Source organism: Streptomyces sp. NPDC001890 (genome assembly GCF_042891445.1).
Classification (GTDB): domain Bacteria; phylum Actinomycetota; class Actinomycetes; order Streptomycetales; family Streptomycetaceae; genus Streptomyces.
Genome location: NZ_JBIATE010000005.1, coordinates 300,648 through 319,521 on the forward strand (window position 1 = coordinate 300,648; position 18,874 = coordinate 319,521).

17 protein-coding genes are annotated in these 18,874 nt (G+C 71.6%); 13 read left to right on the forward strand and 4 right to left on the reverse strand.

Going from position 1 to position 18,874, the window contains the following annotated elements; genetic code table 11:
* Positions 1-87: 87 nt before the first annotated feature.
* On the forward strand, positions 88-1,251 hold the full coding sequence (locus tag ACFYY1_RS17820) for an ROK family glucokinase (RefSeq protein ID WP_388586092.1): 1,164 nt from the start codon (positions 88-90) through the stop codon (positions 1,249-1,251).
* A gap of 188 nt (positions 1,252-1,439) precedes the next feature.
* Positions 1,440-2,030 (forward strand): hypothetical protein, encoded by a 591-nt coding sequence (locus ACFYY1_RS17825; protein ID WP_388586094.1) that lies wholly within the window; start codon positions 1,440-1,442, stop codon positions 2,028-2,030.
* A gap of 40 nt (positions 2,031-2,070) precedes the next feature.
* Here the strand turns inward: ACFYY1_RS17825 and ACFYY1_RS17830 are convergent, their stop codons facing one another.
* Positions 2,071-2,730, reverse strand: coding sequence for a TetR/AcrR family transcriptional regulator (locus ACFYY1_RS17830; protein ID WP_388586095.1), 660 nt, complete (start codon positions 2,728-2,730; stop codon positions 2,071-2,073).
* A gap of 88 nt (positions 2,731-2,818) precedes the next feature.
* On the opposite strand from ACFYY1_RS17830, the gene ACFYY1_RS17835 reads away from it, so the two are divergent.
* The 3 genes from ACFYY1_RS17835 to ACFYY1_RS17845 are packed head-to-tail and all read left to right on the forward strand — an operon-like array spanning position 2,819 to position 7,042.
* Positions 2,819-4,249, forward strand: coding sequence for a purine-cytosine permease family protein (locus ACFYY1_RS17835; protein WP_388586098.1), 1,431 nt, complete (start codon positions 2,819-2,821; stop codon positions 4,247-4,249).
* Between the two features lie 49 nt (positions 4,250-4,298).
* Complete coding sequence (locus ACFYY1_RS17840) at positions 4,299-5,942, forward strand: amidohydrolase (protein ID WP_388586100.1); 1,644 nt, start codon at positions 4,299-4,301, stop codon at positions 5,940-5,942.
* Positions 5,943-5,947: 5 nt separating this feature from the next.
* Entirely contained in the window at positions 5,948-7,042 is a 1,095-nt protein-coding gene (locus ACFYY1_RS17845) for a C45 family autoproteolytic acyltransferase/hydolase (RefSeq protein ID WP_388586102.1), read from the forward strand.
* A gap of 138 nt (positions 7,043-7,180) precedes the next feature.
* Here the strand turns inward: ACFYY1_RS17845 and ACFYY1_RS17850 are convergent, their stop codons facing one another.
* Positions 7,181-7,777 carry an ankyrin repeat domain-containing protein gene (locus ACFYY1_RS17850; protein ID WP_388586282.1) on the reverse strand — a complete coding sequence of 199 codons (597 nt, stop codon included), beginning with the start codon at positions 7,775-7,777 and terminating at the stop codon, positions 7,181-7,183.
* A gap of 213 nt (positions 7,778-7,990) precedes the next feature.
* A complete protein-coding gene (locus ACFYY1_RS17855; RefSeq protein ID WP_388586104.1) occupies positions 7,991-8,548 on the reverse strand; it encodes a heme-binding protein in 558 nt (185 codons plus the stop codon).
* Between the two features lie 367 nt (positions 8,549-8,915).
* Between ACFYY1_RS17855 and ACFYY1_RS17860 the strand changes: the two genes are divergently transcribed.
* Both ACFYY1_RS17860 and cynS read left to right on the forward strand, forming a co-directional pair.
* A complete protein-coding gene (locus tag ACFYY1_RS17860) occupies positions 8,916-9,512 on the forward strand; it encodes a carbonic anhydrase (protein ID WP_388586106.1) in 597 nt (198 codons plus the stop codon).
* A gap of 119 nt (positions 9,513-9,631) precedes the next feature.
* Complete coding sequence (cynS, locus tag ACFYY1_RS17865; RefSeq protein ID WP_388586107.1) at positions 9,632-10,102, forward strand: cyanase; 471 nt, start codon at positions 9,632-9,634, stop codon at positions 10,100-10,102.
* A gap of 94 nt (positions 10,103-10,196) precedes the next feature.
* Here the strand turns inward: cynS and ACFYY1_RS17870 are convergent, their stop codons facing one another.
* On the reverse strand, positions 10,197-11,141 hold the full coding sequence (locus ACFYY1_RS17870; protein ID WP_388586108.1) for a methionyl-tRNA formyltransferase: 945 nt from the start codon (positions 11,139-11,141) through the stop codon (positions 10,197-10,199).
* A gap of 256 nt (positions 11,142-11,397) precedes the next feature.
* Here ACFYY1_RS17870 and ACFYY1_RS17875 point away from each other — a divergent pair, with 256 nt between their 5' ends.
* The 6 genes from ACFYY1_RS17875 (at position 11,398) to ACFYY1_RS17900 (ending at position 18,865) form a co-directional block, all read left to right on the forward strand.
* On the forward strand, positions 11,398-12,750 hold the full coding sequence (locus tag ACFYY1_RS17875; protein WP_388586110.1) for a lysine N(6)-hydroxylase/L-ornithine N(5)-oxygenase family protein: 1,353 nt from the start codon (positions 11,398-11,400) through the stop codon (positions 12,748-12,750).
* Positions 12,751-12,805: 55 nt separating this feature from the next.
* Positions 12,806-13,864: a FecCD family ABC transporter permease gene (locus tag ACFYY1_RS17880; protein WP_388586285.1), complete on the forward strand. Its 1,059-nt coding sequence runs from the start codon at positions 12,806-12,808 to the stop codon at positions 13,862-13,864.
* Positions 13,861-14,922, forward strand: a complete 1,062-nt coding sequence (locus tag ACFYY1_RS17885) for a FecCD family ABC transporter permease (RefSeq protein WP_388586112.1) — start codon at positions 13,861-13,863, stop codon at positions 14,920-14,922. The genes ACFYY1_RS17880 and ACFYY1_RS17885 overlap by 4 nt, the downstream gene beginning before the upstream one ends.
* Positions 14,923-14,962: 40 nt before the next feature.
* Entirely contained in the window at positions 14,963-15,835 is an 873-nt protein-coding gene (locus tag ACFYY1_RS17890; RefSeq protein WP_388586114.1) for an ABC transporter ATP-binding protein, read from the forward strand.
* A gap of 146 nt (positions 15,836-15,981) precedes the next feature.
* Positions 15,982-17,031, forward strand: coding sequence for an iron-siderophore ABC transporter substrate-binding protein (locus ACFYY1_RS17895; protein WP_388586116.1), 1,050 nt, complete (start codon positions 15,982-15,984; stop codon positions 17,029-17,031).
* A gap of 46 nt (positions 17,032-17,077) precedes the next feature.
* Positions 17,078-18,865, forward strand: a complete 1,788-nt coding sequence (locus ACFYY1_RS17900) for an ABC transporter ATP-binding protein (protein WP_388586117.1) — start codon at positions 17,078-17,080, stop codon at positions 18,863-18,865.
* Positions 18,866-18,874: the final 9 nt, after the last annotated feature.

Below are 18,874 nucleotides of genomic sequence, written 5' to 3' on the forward strand. Positions count from 1 at the left end.
GTGCCCCGGCAGTGGCAGAATCGAGCCCGACGGGCGCAGTCCGCCGCCGGGAGCACCGCCCCCGGCTCCCCCAACCCCGCAGGGACGATGAGCACGTACCGCGACTTCACGCACCGCGGCTCCGCCCGCGCCACCGTCCTGCGGACCGTGGGCACCCGGGAGCGGCGCTCGCACCTCACGGCACCGCGGGTACCCACCGTCGGTATCGACATCGGCGGTACGAAGGTGATGGCGGGCGTCGTCGACGCCGACGGCAACATCCTGGAGCAGCTGCGCACCGAGACGCCGGACAAGTCCAAGAGCCCCAAGGTCGTCGAGGACACCATCGTCGACCTGGTCCTTGACCTCTCCGACCGGCACGATGTGCACGCCGTCGGCATCGGCGCGGCCGGCTGGGTCGACGCGGACCGCTCCAAGGTGCTCTTCGCCCCGCACCTCGCCTGGCGCGACGAACCGCTGCGCGACGCCCTCGCCTCCCGCCTCGTCGTCCCCGTCATGGTCGACAACGACGCCAACACCGCCGCCTGGGCGGAGTGGCGCTTCGGCGCGGGGCGCGGCGAGGACCACCTCGTCATGATCACGCTCGGTACCGGCATCGGCGGCGCGATCCTGGAGGACGGTCAGGTCAAGCGCGGCAAGTACGGCGTCGCCGGTGAGTTCGGCCACATGCAGGTGGTGCCCGGCGGGCACCGCTGCCCCTGCGGGAACCGCGGCTGCTGGGAGCAGTACAGCTCGGGCAACGCCCTGGTGCGCGAGGCCAAGGAGCTGGCCGCCGCGGACTCCCCGGTGGCGCACCAGATCATCGAGCGGGTCAAGGGCAACATCCCCGACATCACCGGCCCCCTCATCACCGAACTGGCCCGTGAGGGCGACGCGATGTGCGTCGAGCTGCTCCAGGACATCGGCCAGTGGCTCGGCGTCGGCATCGCCAATCTGGCCGCCGCGCTCGACCCCTCCTGCTTCGTCATCGGAGGCGGTGTCAGCGCCGCCGACGACCTGCTCATCGGCCCCGCCAGGGACGCCTTCAAACGCCATCTCACCGGCCGCGGCTACCGGCCCGAGGCACGGATCGCCAAGGCCCAGCTCGGCCCGGAGGCGGGTATGGTCGGCGCCGCGGACCTCGCGCGGCTGGTGGCCCGCAGGTTCCGCCGTACCAACCGCCGCCGGGTCGAGCGGTACGAGCGGTACGCCCAGATCTACGACCAGGCCGCGAGCACCATCCGTAATACCCGCAACACCCGCACCTCCTAGGGCGCGTCGTCGATCTGCCGTCGTCGCCCGGAGGGCGGCCGAGCGCCGGCCGGCGCGTACGATCGCAAGACGCCGGAATGGTCTCGTAGCGGAGCTACCAGGGCATTTCGGCAACGCCGCGAGCGTGCGTGCCAGGCGGTGCGCGGCAGACGGCAGATCGACGACACGACCTAGGGATGCCCAGACACATGACCGCAGCCGAGCACCCCGTCCTGCCGCGTCAGTCCACGCCGCCCGACGACGGCCGGCCTCCGCAGGACCGGCGCCGGATGATCCGCCGCAGGCTGATCACGGCGACCATCATCGTGCTGCTCATCGGCATCCCGGCCGGCTATCTGCTGATCTCGGCCGGGCAGAGCCGCCGCGCCGGCCAGAACAAGGAGGCCGAGGCTTCCGCGCAGGGGCTCCGGGAGGGCTGGCCGTCCCGGATGCAGCGCCGGATCTTCGAGCTGCCGATGCCCGGGAACTCCCTGGACGTGCAGTACTACGAGACCAACAACTGGAAGGCCAGCCGGCTGTACGTGGAGTTCCGCACCACGTCCGCCGGGCTCGACCGCTTCCTCGGCCGGATGGGCAGCGGGCGCTCCGACCTGGAGCCCGGCAAGGTGACCATCGGCGAACGCGACCGGAAGGTCTCGGGCTGGGAGTTCGACTCCGGGACCGAGTGGGCGGGCACCAGGCACACCAACAAGGACCCGCGCCCCACCCAGGACATCATGGTGAACATGACCGACCCGATGAACCCCGTCGTGTACGTGGTCTCCGCGGCGACCCCCTGACCCCGGGCCCTGCCCCGGCACGCCGTGCCGGGAGCCCGCGTCACCCGGCGGCGGCCGTCCCGGCCGGTCGTGCGCGGGCGCGCAGCGTCCCCGGTGCCAGGCCGAGCCGGGCCTCGGCCGTCTCGATGGCCACGTCGCCGTAGTCCGGGCCGTCCTGCGGCGCGTCGTCGTTCGCGTACGCCCCCAGTCCGTCGACGGTGATGAGGATGTGCAGGGCCGCCTTGACCGTGTCGTCGGTCGTGAACTCTCCGGCCCGGACGCCCATGCCGACCAGCGCGACCAGCTCCTCGCGTGTCTGCGACTCCTGCGCGCTCACCGCCTCGCGCAGCGCGTCCTTGAACCTGCTGAGGTGCCGCGCGTTGAGCCACAGGCGGCTCAGGTCGCGGTAGTCGCCGTCCGTCAGGCGGACGAGGAAGCGCGCCAGCCGGTCCACGGGCGGCAGGTCCTCCTCGTCCGACGGCAGCAGCGACCCGCGTTCCGACATGGCGGCGAAGGCGAACGCCTCGCCCAGGAGATGGTCGGCGACCGGGAAGTAGTGGCCGATCAGGCCGGGCCGGACGCCCAGGGTGTCGGCGACGCGGCGCAGCGTGACCCGCTCCAGCCCTTCCTCCAGACCGATGCGGGCGGCGGTCCGCAGGATCTCCGCGCGGCGCTGCTCGGGCAGTTTCCTGGATTGCTTCGGCCGAAGTCTTGACGTCATGGACCAAAGGCTATTGGATCGGTGACCAATAAGTTGTTGGCCATGTGCCCAATAAAGGCAGCGTCGCCTGGACATCCGAGAGGCCTCGATGACGACACAACCCACCACCGCCGCAGGAGCCCTCGAAGGGCAAGGCTCCGAGCGCTCGGGGCAGCTGGAGACCCGCGGGATCGACCTGATCCCCGCCGACGAGCGCGGCGGTCGCCCACGGCAGCTCTTCGCGGTCTGGGCAGCGCCGAACGTCAGCTATCTGAGCCTCGTCGTCGGCGGCACGCTGATCCTGATGGGGCTCACGCTCCCGCAGGCCATCGGCATCATCCTGGCCGGGAACCTGCTCTGGATCTGTACCGGCGTCATCGCGGCCGCCGGTCCGGCCGCCGGCACCAGTGGGTCGGTCATCTCACGCGCGTTCCACGGCGTCATCGGCAACAAGTTCGTGCTCGTCCTGACCGGCTGGCTCATCGCCGCGGCCTACCTCGCCCTCAACTGGTCGGCCGCGTCGGTCGCGGGCATCGGCCTGGCCGCCAGGACGGGCCTGCCGGACAACGCGGCCGTCCACGCGGGCGTCATCGTCCTCATCGCCGCGGCGACGCTGCTGATCGCCATCTACGGATACGCGACGATCGTCCGCCTCTACACCGCGCTCAGCGTGCTGCTGACCGTCGTGTTCATCGTGGTCACGGGCTACGTGCTCGCCGAGACCGACTGGTCCTACGCCCCGGCGGAGCCCCTCGAGGGCGGTGCGCTGGTCGCCACGATCGCCATCGGCTTCGCGATCATCGCCTCCACGCCGCTCTCGTACAGCAACAGCCCCGACCTGGCCCGCTACCTGCCGCGCGACAGCAGCCCGTTCGCCGTCGCCGGCTGGACGGCGCTGGGCGCGTACGTGCCCAGCGCCCTGTTCACCACGGTCGGCGCGCTGGCCGCCACCACGCTCGACATGACCGACCCGCAGGCCGCGCTGGAGGGCATCCTGCCGGGCTGGTTCGTCCCCGTCTTCGTCATCGCGGTGGTCGTCAACACCATGGCGAACAACGGCATGACGGCCTACAGCGCCAGCCTCTCCATCCAGTCGGTCGGCGTCCGCCTCGCACGCATCCCCGCCGTCCTGACCATCGGCATCCTCGGCACGGCCATGACGCTGTACGCGATCCTCGTCCGGGACTTCCTGACGAGCGTCAACACCATGCTCCAGCTCGTGGTCGTCGTGACCGGACCGGCCATGGCGGTGGCCGTGACCGACCTCGTCATGCGGCGCAACCGCTACAACGGGGCGGACCTCGTCGGAGAGGAACGCGGCGGGCCGTTCTGGTACCACCGCGGTGTCCACTGGTCCGGCATCCTCGCGCTGGTCACCGGCGGCGCCGTCTCCCTGATGTGGGTGAACACCACCTTCTGGACCGCCCCGCTCGCGCGGGTCATGGGCGATGTCGACCTGTCGATCCCGGCCGGCATGGCCGTCGCCGCCGCCGTCTACTGGGGCACCGCCCGCATCCTGCGGACCGTTCCCCGCCCCTGACGGCCCCCGCCGCCCCGCCCCCGCGCACAGCACCACCGGAAGGAAACCCGTGTACGCCGATGTCATCGTGACGGCCGACCACGTAGAGACCCTCGCCGAGGAGTCCTTCGACCCGCGGGCGACCGCGGCCGCGAACGCGATCGCGATCCGCGACGGCCGTATCGTCGCGATCGGCACCGCCCCGGACCTCGAACCGGTGCGCGGCCCCGGCACGGTCGTCCACGCGTTCCCGGGCGCCACGATCCTGCCGGGCCTCACCGACGTCCACGCCCACCCGGTGTGGGGGTCGATCGAGATCGGCAGCGGCGTGGACCTCTCCGGCGCCTCGACGCTCGACGAGGTGTTCGCCCGCCTGGCCGACGCCGCTCGGGGGCGGCCGGCGGACGGCTGGATCACCGGCTTCGACCTCGATGTCAACGTCTTCGACGGCGACCCCACCGGCACAGTGTTCGCGGACCCGTTCCCCGGGCGGCCGATCTCGCTGATGACGCGGGACGCGCACGCGCTCGTGGTGAGCCCCCGCGCGGTCGAACTCATCGGGCTGACCGGCCGCGAGACGTTCACCGACGCCTCGTCGGTCGAGGTCGGACCGGACGGCCGCCCGACCGGGTACGTGGTCGAGCTCCAGGCGATGGACCTGGTGTTCGCCCACTACCCCGAGGTGCCGGTGGACACCGCCGCCGGGTACGTGCTCGACCAGCTCCGCACCCTCGCGCGCAGTGGGCTGACCGGGCTGCACGCGCTCGACTTCACCGCCCCCTCCGAAGCCGTCTACCGGCACATCGAGGAGGACGGCGAGCTGCCGCTGCGCATCCGCTGCTCCCCGCTGGTGCCGGCCGACTCGGCCCCCGAGGTGTGGCAGGACCTCGCCGGCCTGCAGGGCCTGCGGGGGCGGCGCTGGCACGTCGAGGGTGCCAAGTTCATGCTCGACGGCACGGCGGACAACGGCACGGCGTGGTTCGAACGGCCGGACACCCACGGCGAGAACCGCGAGCCGCTCTGGCGCGACCTCGACGCCTACCGGGCCGCCATGCGGTTCTTCACCGAACGCGGCATCCCGACCGCGACCCATGCCATCGGCGACCAGGCCGTGCGGTTCGCGCTCGATGTCATCGAGGAGGTCGGCCCGGCCGGCCGCGCCCCCCACCGCATCGAGCACATCGAGTCCGTCCCCGACGACCTCCTCGGACGGTTCGCCGAGCTCGACGTCGTGGCGAGCCTCCAGCCCGTGCACGGCACCCGGCACACGCGTGCCGACGCCACGGACAACTGGTCGCGGCGGATCGGACCCGACCGCGTCGCCCACGGCTGGCGCACCCGCGACCTGCTGGACCACGGCGCCGTCGTGGCACTCGGCTCCGACTGGCCGATCGGCCCCGGCGACCCGCGCATCGGTCTCGCCGACTGCCAGCTGCGACGCCCGGTCGAGGAGCCGGACACCGCACCCGTCCAGCCCGGCCAGGCGATCTCCGCCCGCGAGGCCTACACCGGCATGACGGCAGCGGCCGCCCACGCCGCCGGAGCCTCGCACGAGCTCGGCCGGATCGCGCCGGGCCACCTCGCCGACCTCACCGTCTTCGCCGCGAACCCGCTCGGCCTCGCCCCCGACGCGCAGCCCGGCAACCCCGTCCTCGCGACGGTCGTCGGTGGAGCGGTGCAGCTCCACCCGAACAGCACAGAAGGAAACCAGTGACCGCCATGTCCATCCCCCGCCCAGAGAACCGTTCCCACATCACGGCCGCGGGCACCGACCCGTACGAGCGCGGCGTCGTCCGGGGCGAGCAGCTCCACGACGGCATCCCCGCCGCGATCGAGGTGTACGACCGGCTCTTCGCGCTCGGCGGCATCACCACCGCCCGGATACGGGAGGACGCCGAGCGCGCCCTCGAAGCGATCGGGAGCTTCCGGCCCGCGGCCCGTGCCGAGATCGAGGGCATCGCCAAGGGGGCCGGCGCCGAGGAGTGGCGCGTTGCCGCGCTCAACGCCCGCACCGAGATCCTGGCCCGCAGCGTCACCGTGCCGCCGGGGGAGTGCACCACGATCGTGCGCCGCAGCCCCGGCGACGACGGTGCCGTGCGGACCTTCGGCGTCCAGACGTGGGACTGGCACGTCGAGCTCAACGGCATGTGGCACACGCTGGAGTCGCGCGGCGGCACCCATGACGTCGTCGGCCTCACCGAGAACGGCATCCTCGGCAAGATGGGCGTCAACAGCGCCGGTCTCGCCCTGCACTTCAACATCCTCGGCCATGTCGACGACGGCATCGGCGGCATCCCCGTCCACGTCCTCGCGGCGATCGTCCTCGAAGAGGCCGGCAGCGTCGCCGAGGCCGTCGAGATCATCCGCAGCGCGCCGCTCGCCTCGTCCGGATCGTTCGCGCTCTTCGACGAGACCGACGCCGTGCTGCTCGACATGAGCCCCGTCGGCGTCTTCGAGATGCGCCCCGAGAACGGTACGCTCCTGCGGACGAACCACTTCCTGACGCCGACGCCGGCCACCGGCGAGAAGACCTGGCTCTACCAGCCCGACTCGGGCGAGCGCTACGACTTCGTCCGCGACCGCCTCGCCCGCAGGCAGCCGCCGACCACGGTCGACGAGCTCGCCGGCTTCCTCGTCACCGGGGCGGGCGAACCCCCGGTGACCTGCCTGCCCGACCCGGACCTGTCGCTCGGCCGGCGCTGGGCCAGCCTCGCGACCGTCACCCTCGAACCCGCGACGCGCACCGTCAGGATCCTCGACGGCACGCCCGCCGACATCGGCGTACGCGACTGGCGGGTCCTCACCGCCGGCTGATCCCGGCGCGGCGCCCACGGGCGCCGACGACGACGAGCGGGCCGACCGGGTCAGGAGCCCCGGCCGGCCCGCTCGCGCTGTGTGAAGGGCGTCGGCGCTGTGTGCTTCGCACAGCGCCGACGCGCCCGGAGCAGTCGCCTACCGCACGGCCCGCAGCAGACCGGCGATCTCGGTGAAGCCGTGCCGCTCGGCGTGTTCCAGGGCGGTGACGCCCTCGCCGTCCGGCAGGTACGCCGTGGCGCCGGCGGTGATCAGCAGCTCGACGATCTCCTGGTGCTCGGGCCCGCCGTCGCCGAGGATGACGGCCTCCAGCAGGGCGGTCCAGCCGAGCCGGTTGACGTGGTCGACGTCGATGTCGGTCTCGCGGAGCACGGCCCGGACATAGTCGACGTGGCCGCGCTCGCTCGCGGGGATGAGGGAGGTGCCGCCGAAGCGGTTCGTCACCTTCGGGTCGGGGCCCGCCGGGAGCAGGGCGCGCATCATGGCGACGCTGCCGGTGACGCCGGTGACCAGCCAGGGGCTGTCGAGGCGGTCGTCCTGGGCGTTCGGGTCGGCACCGGCGGCGACCAGAGCCTCGGCGACGGCCACGTGATCGGCGAGCGCGGCCAGCAGCAGGGGGCTGCGCCGGTGGGCGTCGCGGGCCTCCACCGCGGCGCCCGCGGTGAGCGCGGTCCGCACGGCGTCGGCGTCACCCGTCTCCGCGGCGTGCAGCAGATCGCGGTCGAGGTCGTTCATCGTGGTGCTCCTTGAGCTCCAGGGGGTGCGGGTGCGCAGCGCGGACAGGGTCGTCGTCATCGTCGTACGCACCGCGATCCCGATCCCCGCCCTCAAAGCCGCGCGGACGCGGGCGGAGGAGAGGGGCGACCGGCGGTGCACGGCACGGGGGGTTCCGCGCACCGCCGGGGTCAGGGCGGCCGTACCTCTCAGAGGCGTCGGCATGGCCAATGGCTACTTGGCGAGCTCGGCGACGCCGGCCTGGGCGAACTTCTCGTCCAGGTCGCCCGACGGGGCGCCGGCCACGCCGATGCCGGCGATCGGGGCACCCTTGGCGGCGACCGGGGCACCACCGGCGAGGAAGAGGGTGCCGGGGATGTCCTTCAGGGTCGGGGCGTTGGCCAGGCGCTTGGCGAGCTCGGAGGTGGGGGCGTTCCAGGAGACGGCGGTGAACGCCTTCTTCTGCGCGGCCTCGTAGGACTGCGGGCCGGCGCCGTCGCCGCGCAGGGTGACGATGGTGTTGCCGTTGCGGTCGACGACGGCGACGGAGACGCGCTGGTTCTCCTTCTCCGCGGCCTCCAGGGTGGCCTCGGCGGCCTCGGTGGCGGCCTTGATCGTCAGGTGCGTCGTCCGCATCGTGTTCTTGTTCTTCACGTCTGCCTTGGCGACCGCGGCGGCGGGCGCGGCGGCCGGCGCGGCGTTCGCCGAGACCGCGCCGAAGGCACCGGCACCCAGCGCGGCGAGGGTGACGCCGGTGGCCAGGACGCGGGTCCGCTTCGAGATCTGCTTCATGGTGACTGTTCCTTTGCGGTCATCGCTCGGGTCCGGGGCCCGGGCGGTCCCGGGGCGGGGAGACCGGGAGGACCTGTGCCGTCCGGCTCCGAGATCCATCCTGGGGCCGCGTAGGGCCTCGGACCGTCGACCCGGCGGCTCGTCGTCGGCTCCTGCCTGGAGGACCCCCGGGTCAACCGATCGGTTGACCCCGCCCGGCACGCGCGGCGGCAACGACACGGAAACGCACGGCGCCCGGCACCCCGCATGGGTCATAGATGTTATCGATCGGCGGTATCGATATTGAGTCTTGGACTCTATAGGGGCTGGTCGTGCATGGTGGATCACGTCAGTCCAACGGGGCCGGCAGCCACCGAGAGGAGTGACCATGCACAACCTTGCCGAAGGTGTCGGGACTTTCCAGCGCGATGTCTTCCCGGCCAAGGCGGAGCTCTTCGCGCACCTGGCCGACACCCACCGGCCGTCGACACTGTTCATCAGCTGCTCGGACGCCCGCGTGGTGCCGGAGCTGATCACCAGCAGCGAGCCGGGCGAGCTCTTCGTCATCCGCACCGCCGGGAACCTGGTCCCCGCCTACACCTCCGCACCGGACGGCATCGCCGCCAGCATCGAGTACGCGGTCGCCGTCCTGGGCGTGCGGGAGATCGTGGTGTGCGGGCATTCGGCCTGCGGCGCGATGACCGCCCTGGCCGCACGCCACGACCTCTCCGGCGCACCCGCGGTCGCCGACTGGCTGCGCCACGCCGACGCCTCGGTCGCCCGCACCGCCGCCGACGAGCAGGACGTGGCCGCGCTGGTCCGCGAGAACGTGCTCGCCCAGCTGGCGAACCTGGCCACCCACCCCTCGGTGGCCCGCGCGCGGGCCGCGGACGCGGTCACGCTGCGCGGCTGGGTCTACGACATCCCCACCGGCACCGTCGAGGAACTCGACGTCACCGGCCGGCCCGCCGCCCTCGCGGCCTGACCACCAACCCCACAGACCTGATCCCCGCCGCCCCACCGGCATCCGGGATCACTCCTCACCCCGTACCCGCCGCTCCCGCCCCCCACTTCGGCGAGCGGCACCACGAAAGGAAACGCCCCATGGTGCACGCCCAGTTCGACCCCACCGCCCGCCAGCTGCTCGCCGCCGCCGCCGTCGAGGCCAAGGTCCGCAAGGACCTGTCGTGGCAGCAGATCGCGGACGCCGCCGAGCTGTCGGTCGCCTTCGTCACCGCCGCGGTCCTCGGCCAGCACGCCCTCCCCACCGCCTCCGCCGAGGCCGTCGCCGAGCTCCTCGGCCTCGACGAGGACGCGGCCACACTGCTCCAGACCATCCCGACCCGCGGCTCGATCCCCGGCGGCATCCCCACCGACCCGACCATCTACCGCTTCTACGAGATGCTCCAGGTCTACGGCACCACCCTCAAGGCCCTGGTCCACGAGCAGTTCGGCGACGGAATCATCTCCGCGATCAACTTCAAGCTCGACGTGAAGAAGGTCGCCGACCCCGAGGGCGGCGAGCGCGCCGTCATCACCCTGGACGGCAAGTACCTCCCCACCAAGCCGTTCTGACAGCACATCAGCAACTGGACAGCAACCCCGGGCGGGCCGACGGAATCTCCTCCGTCGGCCCGCTCGGCGTTCTGTGGCTTCAACCGCGTTGCGCTCAGGGGCGGTTGGTCAGATAGCCGCCCATGGTGGTGAAGTACTCGGTCGCGGGCAGCTCCCGGCCGTCCTCGGTCCGTACGCGGGTGATGGCCAGGCCGTGGTTGCGGCCGGTGCGCGCGTCGGCTCCGGCGACGATCACCACGCCCTCGCCCTCGCGATAGAAGACGCGTCCGGGCGTGCCGCCGTAGCGGCCCCGGGACACCACCGAGGCGAGGACTTCGAGCCGCTTGCCCCGGTGGAAGGTGAAGGCGCTGGGGTACGGCTCCGACTGGGCGCGGACCAGGCGTTCGAGGTCCTCGGCCGGCCAGGTCCAGTCGATGCGGATGTCCTCTTCGGCGCGCTTGTGGAAGAAGCTCGCCCTGGATCGGTCCTGCTGGGTGAACTCCGTCTGCCCGGCGGCGATGAGGCCGAGCGCTCCGATGGTGACCGGGGCGATGAGGTCGACGGTCTTGTGGAAGAGGTCGGTGGCGGTGTCCGTCGGTCCGACCGCGACGGCCTCCTGCCGGACGATGTCACCGGCGTCGAGCTCGTCGTCCATCATGTGCGCGGTGACGCCCACTTCGGACTCGCCGTTGATCAGGGCCCAGATCAGCGGGGAGAAGCCGGCGTACTTCGGCAGCAGCGAGTCGTGGACGTTCAGCGTGCCGTGGCGGGGGAGGCCGAAGATGTGCGGCGGGATCCAGGTGCGCCAGTTGTTGGCGACGATGATGTCCGGATCTGCTTCCTTGAGGCGCTCGAACAGCTCGTCGTCGGGACGGTTGCGGATCAGCACCGGGACGCCGTGCTCCTCGGCGAGATCGGCGACCGAGTCGCTCCAGATCTTCTCGTACGCGTGCTCGCTCCTGGGGTGCGTCACGACCAGTTCCACACTGTGCTCGGAGTCCAGGAGGGCTTGCAGGGTGCGGTGCCCCCAGGTCTGGTAACCGAACATGACGACCCGCATGGGGTTCCTCCTCAGGGCAGGGATGGACCGGCGGTAAGTAAAGCAAGGCTTACCTTAGTTTGCAACAGGGTGATTTCGGACTCTCGTTGACGCTTCGTCAGGTCCACCGCCGCACCGGTTGCCGGTTTGACCTATCGACAACGTCATGTGATTAGCTTAGGCTCACCTAAGTTTGGTCGGGTGGCCTGCTCGGCATGCCCGCCTCTCGCATCTTTCCTACGCCTGACAGGCGGCTTTCCCGCACGATGGGAGTGACATGTCACAGGTTCTTCCTGGCGACGCACCACTGGTCCACGACCTGATCGGCATCGGCTTCGGCCCCTCCAATGTGGCGATGGCGATCGCGCTGAGTGAACACAACACCCGCGTCGGCAGGCAGGAGTCGGTCACCGCTCACTTCTTCGAGCAGCAGCAGAGCTTCGGCTGGCACCGCGGCATGCTGATCGACGACGCCACCATGCAGGTGTCCTTCCTCAAGGACCTGGTGACGCTCCGGAACCCGGCCAGCGAGTACAGCTTCCTCTGCTACCTGCAGAGCAAGGGCCGGCTGATCGACTTCATCAACCACAAGAACCTCTTCCCGCTGCGGGTCGAGTTCCACGACTACTTCGAGTGGGCCGCGGCCAAGGTCGACGACATGGTCTCCTACGGACACGAGGTCGTCTCCGTCACGCCCGTGGTCCAGGACGGCGTCGTGGAGTACCTGGACGTGACCGTCCGTTCGGCGCAGGGCCTCTCGGTCCACCGGGCCCGCAACCTCGTCGTCGGAACGGGGCTGCGCCCCCTCATGCCGGAGGGTGTGGAGCGCGGCGAGCGGGTCTGGCACAACTCCGATCTGCTGCGCAAGGTCGACGGCCTCGAAGCCGCCTCGCCCTCGCGGTTCGTCGTCGTGGGCGCCGGGCAGAGCGCCGCCGAGAACGTCGCCTACCTGCACCGCCGCTTCCCCGGGGCCGAGGTCTGCGCGGTCTTCTCCCGCTACGGCTACAGCCCCGCCGACGACAGCAGCTTTGCCAACCGGATCTTCGACCCCGGAGCCGTCGACGACTACTTCGCCGCACCTGAGAGCGTCAAGACCCGGCTGATGGCCTACCACGGCAACACCAACTATTCCGTGGTGGACATCGACCTGATCGACGACCTGTACCGGCAGATGTACCAGGAGAAGGTGCTCGGCACCGAACGGCTGCGGTTCCTCAACGTCTCCCGGGTCACCGGGGTCCAGGAGACGTCCGACGGCGTCCGTACGACCGTGAACTCACTCGTCACGGGAGAGGAGACGCTCCTGGACGCGGACGTCGTGGTGTTCGCGACCGGCTACAGCCCCGCCGATCCGCTCGGCCTCCTCGGCGAGGTCGCCGGCCACTGCCTGCGCGACGACGCCGGCCGGGTCCGGGTCGAGCGCGACTACCGCGTCTCCACCGGCCCCGGACTGCGCTGCGGCATCTACCTCCAGGGCGGCACGGAGCACACGCACGGCATCACGACGTCCCTGCTGTCGAACACCGCGATACGGGTCGGGGAGATCCTGGACTCGCTCCTGGACCGGGGCGTCAAGTCCGCCTCCGACGAGGCCCGTCCGGTCGCCGGCGGCACCGGTACGCACGCGTGAGGTGCGGGGCGGGACGCGCGGACCCGGCGGATCACGAGGGATGACGGACATCGAGATGCGCACGACCGCGGTTGAGCGCCCCGCACCCGGGGCCACGCATCGGGCCCGCCGGCGGCGGGTCGTGGGTCTGGGTGTGCTCGTGGTCGTCCTGGTGGTCGCGGCGGCGCTGTCGCTGGCCGTCGGTGCGCGCGCGCTGAGCCCCGCCGAGGTCTGGCACGGGCTGTTCGCGGCGCCCGAGGCCGACCGGCGGCTCACCGAGGTCAGGCTCATCGTGCAGACCGTGCGGGTGCCCCGGACGGTGCTCGCGATCGTGGCGGGCCTCGCGCTGGGCGTCGGCGGCGCGCTGATCCAGGGCTACACCCGCAACCCCATAGCGGACACCGGGCTGTTGGGGGTGAACGCCGGTGCCTCGTTCGCCGTGGTCTCGGTGGTCGCGGTGTTCGGGCTCACGAACCCGTTCCAGTACGTCTGGTTCGCCTTCCTCGGGGCGGCGGTCGCCGGTGTCGTGGTCTTCGGCCTCTCCAGCATCGGCCGGGGCGCGGGCAACCCGCTGACGCTCGCCCTGGCCGGGCAGGGGCTCACGGTCTTCCTCGCGGCGATGACCACCGCGGTCGCGCTGTCCGACCAGAAGTCGCTGAACGCGCTGCGGTTGTGGAACGCGGGCTCCGTGGCCGGTGTCGGATTCGACGTCATCCGGCCGGTCACCGTGTTCATCGCGGTCGGACTGGTGCTGGCCCTGATCACCCTGCCCGCCCTCAACCTGCTCAACCTGGGCGACGACGTGGCGCGGGGGCTGGGCGTGAACATCGCGCTGAGCCGGACCGTCGGCATCGTCGCCATCACCCTGCTGGCGGGCGCGGCCACGGCGGCGTGCGGCCCCATCGCCTTCCTCGGACTCATGGTGGCCCATGTGGCCCGGTACCTGACCGGGCCGGACCACCGCTGGCTGGTGCCGTACGCGGGTCTGCTCGGCTCCGTCGTCCTGCTGGTCTGCGACATCGTGGGGCGCCTGGTGGTACGTCCGGGCGAGCTGGACGCGGGTGTCGTGGTCGCCCTCCTCGGAGCCCCGTTCTTCGCGGTTCTGGTGTGGCGAGGAAAGTTCAGGAGCGCATGAACGGGACGGACATGGACCCATCGGTGACGCCGGGCGTACGGCTCGGCCGGGTGTCGTTCGTATGGCGGCCCTGGCTCGTCCTGGTCACCCTGCTGCTGGCGGCGGGCGCGTTCCTGGTGTTCTGCCTCTCCATCGGCGTGGGGGACTTCCCCATCGGGCTGCCCCGGGTGGTCGCCACGCTCCTCGGCCGGGGCGAACAGGTCGACGAGTTCGTGATCATGGATCTGCGGATGCCGCGCGCCCTGGCCGGTCTCGTCGTGGGCTTCGCGTTGGGGATGTCCGGGGCGATCACGCAGTCCGTCGCACGCAATCCGCTGGCCAGCCCGGACATTCTGGGCATCACCGGGGGAGCGGGCGCGGTCGCGGTCCTCCTGGTGACCGCGTCGGGCGGGGCGGCCGCGGCGGTCACCGGCTCGGTGGGCCTGCCCGCGGCGGCGCTCGCGGGCGGACTCTCCACGGGACTGCTGGTGTACTTCCTGGCCTGGCGGCGCGGGATCGACGGCTTCCGGCTCATCCTCATCGGCATCTCGGTGAGCGCCGTGATGGAGGCGGTCACCACCTGGCTGCTGGTCTCCGCCGACATCAGGGACGTGGCCAGGGCCCAGTCGTGGCTGGTCGGTTCGCTGGACGGCCGGTCGTGGGACGAGGTCCGGGTGGCGTTCTGGGGCATGCTCGTCCTCGTGGTCGTCGTGGCCGCGGTCGCGTTCCAGTTCAGACCGATGCATCTCGGCGACGAGGTCGCCGCCGGCCTGGGTGTCCGGTACGCGCGCGTGCGGGCCGTCCTGCTGCTGTGCGCGGTCCTGCTCGCCGCGCTGGCGGTGAGCGCGGCGGGCCCGGTGCCGTTCGTCGCCCTGGTGGCGCCGCAGGTGGCGATGCGTCTGGCGAGGTTCCCGACGCCCCCGATGGTGGCCTCCGGCCTGGTGGGCGCGGTGCTGCTGATCGGCTCGGACCTGGTCGCGCGCACGGCGCTGTCGATCACCCTCCCGGTCGGTGTGGTCACCGCCGCGATCGGCGGCCCGTTCCTCATCTACCTGCTGGTGCGGGCGAACCTCAGGTAGGCGCAAAGCATGCAGAACAGACCTAGACAAGGGGGGGCTCGTGGCCACTCAGTTCACCACCGGGACCGGGACCGAGGCCGAAGCCGAAGCCGGGGCCGGGGCCGGCGCCACGCAGGCGACACGGCTGGCAGCCAGGGGAGTCACGGTCGGGTACGGCGGCCGGACGGTCATCGACGCCCTCGACGTGGTGATCCCCCCGGGGGTGATCACCACGATCATCGGCCCCAACGGATGCGGCAAGTCCACCCTGTTGCGCACCCTCACCCGGCTGCTGAAGCCGTCCGCGGGGACGGTCGTGCTGGACGGCGAGGACATCGGCAGGCTCCGGACCAGGGACGTGGCAAAGAAGCTCGGACTGCTGCCGCAGGCGCCGGTCGCGCCGGAGGGGCTGACCGTGGCCGACCTGGTCGCCAGGGGACGCCATCCGCACCAGAGCTGGCTGCGGCAGTGGTCCTCGGACGACGCCGGCGTCGTGGCGCGGGCGCTGGCCATGACCGGGGTGTCCGAACTGGCCGACCGGCCGGTCGACTCGCTCTCCGGCGGGCAGCGCCAGCGCGTCTGGATCTCGATGACCCTGGCCCAGGGGACCGACCTGCTGCTGCTGGACGAGCCGACCACCTATCTGGACCTGGCGCACGCGATCGACGTGCTCGACCTGGTGGACGACCTGCACGAGTCGGGGTGCACCGTGGTCATGGTGCTGCACGACCTCAATCTGGCGACGCGTTACAGCGACAACCTGATCGTGATGCGGGAGGGCTCCGTCCTGGCGCAGGGACACCCGCGCGAGGTGATCACCGCCGAGCTGCTGCGCGAGGCGTTCGGGCTGCGCGCCACGGTCATCGACGACCCGGTGGGCGACCGGCCGCTCATCGTGCCGATCGGCCGTACGCACGTCCGGCTCGATCCGTAGGGCCCGGCGACCGGGGGGCGGGCGCCCAAGTCGTGCCTGACGGGGGAAAGTTCAAAAGTTAGGCTAGGCTGACCTCACTTGTGCGGGTAAGGTTTGGCTGCCCTTACATCGAGGTGCAGTGGACCGTGTGAAAGCAAGGGATTCGGATGCTTCTCCATCGAACGACGCGTGTGAGGCCCTGGCGGCGGGTGGCGGCGATACTGTCCGCCGCGACCCTCGGCGTCGGCCTTCTCGCCGGGTGCGGTTCCGACTCGGCGGACAAGAAGGGCGAGGACGCCCCGGCCGCCGCCTCCGGCGCGTTCCCGGTCACCGTGGAGCACGCGTTCGGATCCACGGAGATCACCAAGGCCCCGAAGCGCGTCGTCTCCGTGGGCTACACGGACGACCAGGCCGTCCTGGCGTTCGGCATCAAGCCGGTCGGCATGGTCGACCAGTACCCCAACCCGGCGGGCAAGTCCCCCGACATCAACACCCAGTGGCCCTGGGTCAAGGACAAGTGGGGCGACACCCGCCCCGAGGTCATCATGAACAACGGTGACTCGGGCCCCAATTACGAGAAGATCGCCTCGCTGCGGCCGGACCTGATCATCGCGGTGTACTCCGAGATCGACAAGGCCGCCTACGAGAAGCTCTCCAGGATCGCCCCGACGGTGGGCCGCACCAAGGCCGAGAAGGAGCCCTTCAGCGCGCCGTGGCAGGACAACGCGGTGCACATCGCCAAGGCGCTCGGCAAGGAGGCCGAGGGCAAGGAACTGGTGAAGGGCATCCAGGCCAAGCTCGACACGGCCGCGAAGGCCCACCCGGAGTTCGCGAAGCAGACCGCCGTGGCGCTGTCCTGGTACAAGGACTCCGTCGCGCCGTTCACCTCCACCGACGTACGCGGCCGGCTGGTCACGGGCATCGGCTTCACGTACCGGACCGAGATCGACAAGGTCGCGGGCGGCAAGTTCTTCACGGTGCTGTCCCCCGAGCGGGTCGACCTGGTCGACGCCGACCGCATCTTCGTCATCAACGACAAGGCGGACACGGACGCGTTGAAGAAGTTCGAGCTCTTCACCAACCTGCCCGCCGTCAAGAACGGCAAGGTCTCGTACCTGCTGGACAGCGAGGGCCCGGCGGTCGGTGCCGCCATGTCCCAGGGAACCCTGCTCTCCCTGCCGTACGCGATCGACGAGCTCGTCGAGTCGGTCAAGTAGCCATGGCGGTCCGACCGTCCCGTTCCCGGAGAGGCCCGGTCTTCGTGTGAGTGCCACCGACACCCGCGCCGCCACCGCGACCCTGCGCACGGCGACCGGCGGCGAGGCCACCGCGTGGGTGGTGGCGCACTGCCGCCGGACCCCGTGGCTGACGGCCGCCACCCTGCTCACCACGGTGGCCGGGGCGGCGCTCCAGGTCCTCCCCGTGCTCCTGCTGAGCCGGGTGGTCGACGGGGTGACCGAGGGCGGATCGCGCTCGGCGCTCGTCACGGTCGGGGCGGTGATGGTGGCCGCCGCGCTGCTCGGCGCGGTGGCCACCGCCGGGTCGACGTACCTGATCGGACGGCTGGGGGCGGATCTGCTCGCCCGGCTGCGGGAAGCGGCCGTCCGTGCGGTGCTGGGGATGCCGAGCGCACGCGTCGAACAGGTCGGCCGGGGCGATGTGCTGTCCCGGGTCGGTGACGACGTGGCCGTGCTGTCCAAGGGGATCCGGGCGGCCGTCCCGACCGTGTTCTCGGCGGGCGTGCTGGTCGTCATCGCCACGGTCGGCATGTTCGGTCTTGACTGGCGGCTCGGCCTGGCCGGCGCCGGTGCGCTGCCCGCGTACGCGCTGGCCCTGCGCTGGTACCTGCCCCGCTCCGCACCGCTCTACCGCAAGCAGCGGGCGGCCCAGGCCGACCGGGCGCAGGCGTTGATCAGCGGTCTCGACGGGATCGACACGGTACGGGCGTACCGCCTGGAGGGCGCCGTCCGGGAGAAGGTGACCGAGGAGTCGTGGCGGGTGCGCGACTACGGCGTCGAGGTGTTCCGCTTCTTCGGGCGGTTCGTCGGCCGGGAGAACCGCGCCGAGTTCATCGGGCTGGTCCTCATCATCGTGGTGGGGTACGCCCTGCTGGAGGCCGGTGCCGCCAGTCTGGGCGAGGTGTCGGCGGCCCCGCTGATGTTCCACCGGCTGTTCACCCCGCTGGGCGCCATCATGTTCACCTTCGACGAGGCGCAGAAGTCGGGCGCGAGCCTCACCCGCCTGGTCGGGGTGGTGGGGGAGCCCGCGCAGGAGCGGCTGGTGGGCGACGTGTCCGTCGCCCGGGCGGACGCCGGACCGTATCCGGTGACCGTCCAGGGGCTGACCTTCAGCTATCCGGGCGCCGAGGAACCGGTCCTGCGGGACGTGAACCTGGCCATCCCGGCCGGGGGTTCGCTCGCCCTGGTGGGTGCGACGGGCGCGGGCAAGTCGACCCTGGCCGCGCTGATCGCCGGAACCGGAACCCCGCAGTCGGGGTCGGTGCGCATCGGATCGCAGGACCTCGCCGGTCTGGACGAGGCCGGGGCGCGGGCCCTGGTGAGCATCCTGACGCAGGAGACGCACGTGTTCTCGGGCCCGCTCGCCGACGACCTGCGGCTGGCCGCGCCGGGGGCGAGCGACGGCCAACTGCTGGACGCGTTGCGCACGGTCGGCGCCGACGGGTGGGTGGAGCTGCTGCCCGAGGGGCTGGACACCATGGTCGGCGAGGGCGGCGAGCGCCTGGACGTCACCAAGGTCGCCCAGATCGCCCTGGCCCGGCTGGTGCTGGGCCGTGCCCCGGTGGTGGTGCTCGACGAGTCGACCGCGGAGGCGGGCAGCGCGGGCGCCGCGGAGCTGGAGCGGGCCGTGCTGGCCGCGTGCTCGGGCCGGACCACGCTGTTCGTGGCGCACCGGCTGACCCAGGCGATGGCGGCGGACCGGATCGCCGTGCTGTCCGAGGGGTGCGTGGTGGAGGAGGGGACGCACGGGGAGCTGGTGGCTCTGGGCGGCCAGTACGCGCGTCTCTGGCGGGCCTGGCGCGAGGGTAGTTAGGTAACCCTG

Coding starts and splice junctions, on each gene's coding strand:
- ACFYY1_RS17820 (WP_388586092.1), top strand. CDS start 88: ATGAGCACGTACCGCGACTTCACGCACCGCGGCTCCGCCCGCGCCACC.
- ACFYY1_RS17825 (WP_388586094.1), top strand. CDS start 1,440: ATGACCGCAGCCGAGCACCCCGTCCTGCCGCGTCAGTCCACGCCGCCC.
- ACFYY1_RS17830 (WP_388586095.1), bottom strand. CDS start 2,730: ATGACGTCAAGACTTCGGCCGAAGCAATCCAGGAAACTGCCCGAGCAG.
- ACFYY1_RS17835 (WP_388586098.1), top strand. CDS start 2,819: ATGACGACACAACCCACCACCGCCGCAGGAGCCCTCGAAGGGCAAGGC.
- ACFYY1_RS17845 (WP_388586102.1), top strand. CDS start 5,948: ATGTCCATCCCCCGCCCAGAGAACCGTTCCCACATCACGGCCGCGGGC.
- ACFYY1_RS17850 (WP_388586282.1), bottom strand. CDS start 7,777: ATGAACGACCTCGACCGCGATCTGCTGCACGCCGCGGAGACGGGTGAC.
- ACFYY1_RS17855 (WP_388586104.1), bottom strand. CDS start 8,548: ATGAAGCAGATCTCGAAGCGGACCCGCGTCCTGGCCACCGGCGTCACC.
- ACFYY1_RS17860 (WP_388586106.1), top strand. CDS start 8,916: ATGCACAACCTTGCCGAAGGTGTCGGGACTTTCCAGCGCGATGTCTTC.
- cynS (WP_388586107.1), top strand. CDS start 9,632: ATGGTGCACGCCCAGTTCGACCCCACCGCCCGCCAGCTGCTCGCCGCC.
- ACFYY1_RS17870 (WP_388586108.1), bottom strand. CDS start 11,141: ATGCGGGTCGTCATGTTCGGTTACCAGACCTGGGGGCACCGCACCCTG.
- ACFYY1_RS17875 (WP_388586110.1), top strand. CDS start 11,398: ATGTCACAGGTTCTTCCTGGCGACGCACCACTGGTCCACGACCTGATC.
- ACFYY1_RS17880 (WP_388586285.1), top strand. CDS start 12,806: ATGCGCACGACCGCGGTTGAGCGCCCCGCACCCGGGGCCACGCATCGG.
- ACFYY1_RS17885 (WP_388586112.1), top strand. CDS start 13,861: ATGAACGGGACGGACATGGACCCATCGGTGACGCCGGGCGTACGGCTC.
- ACFYY1_RS17895 (WP_388586116.1), top strand. CDS start 15,982: ATGCTTCTCCATCGAACGACGCGTGTGAGGCCCTGGCGGCGGGTGGCG.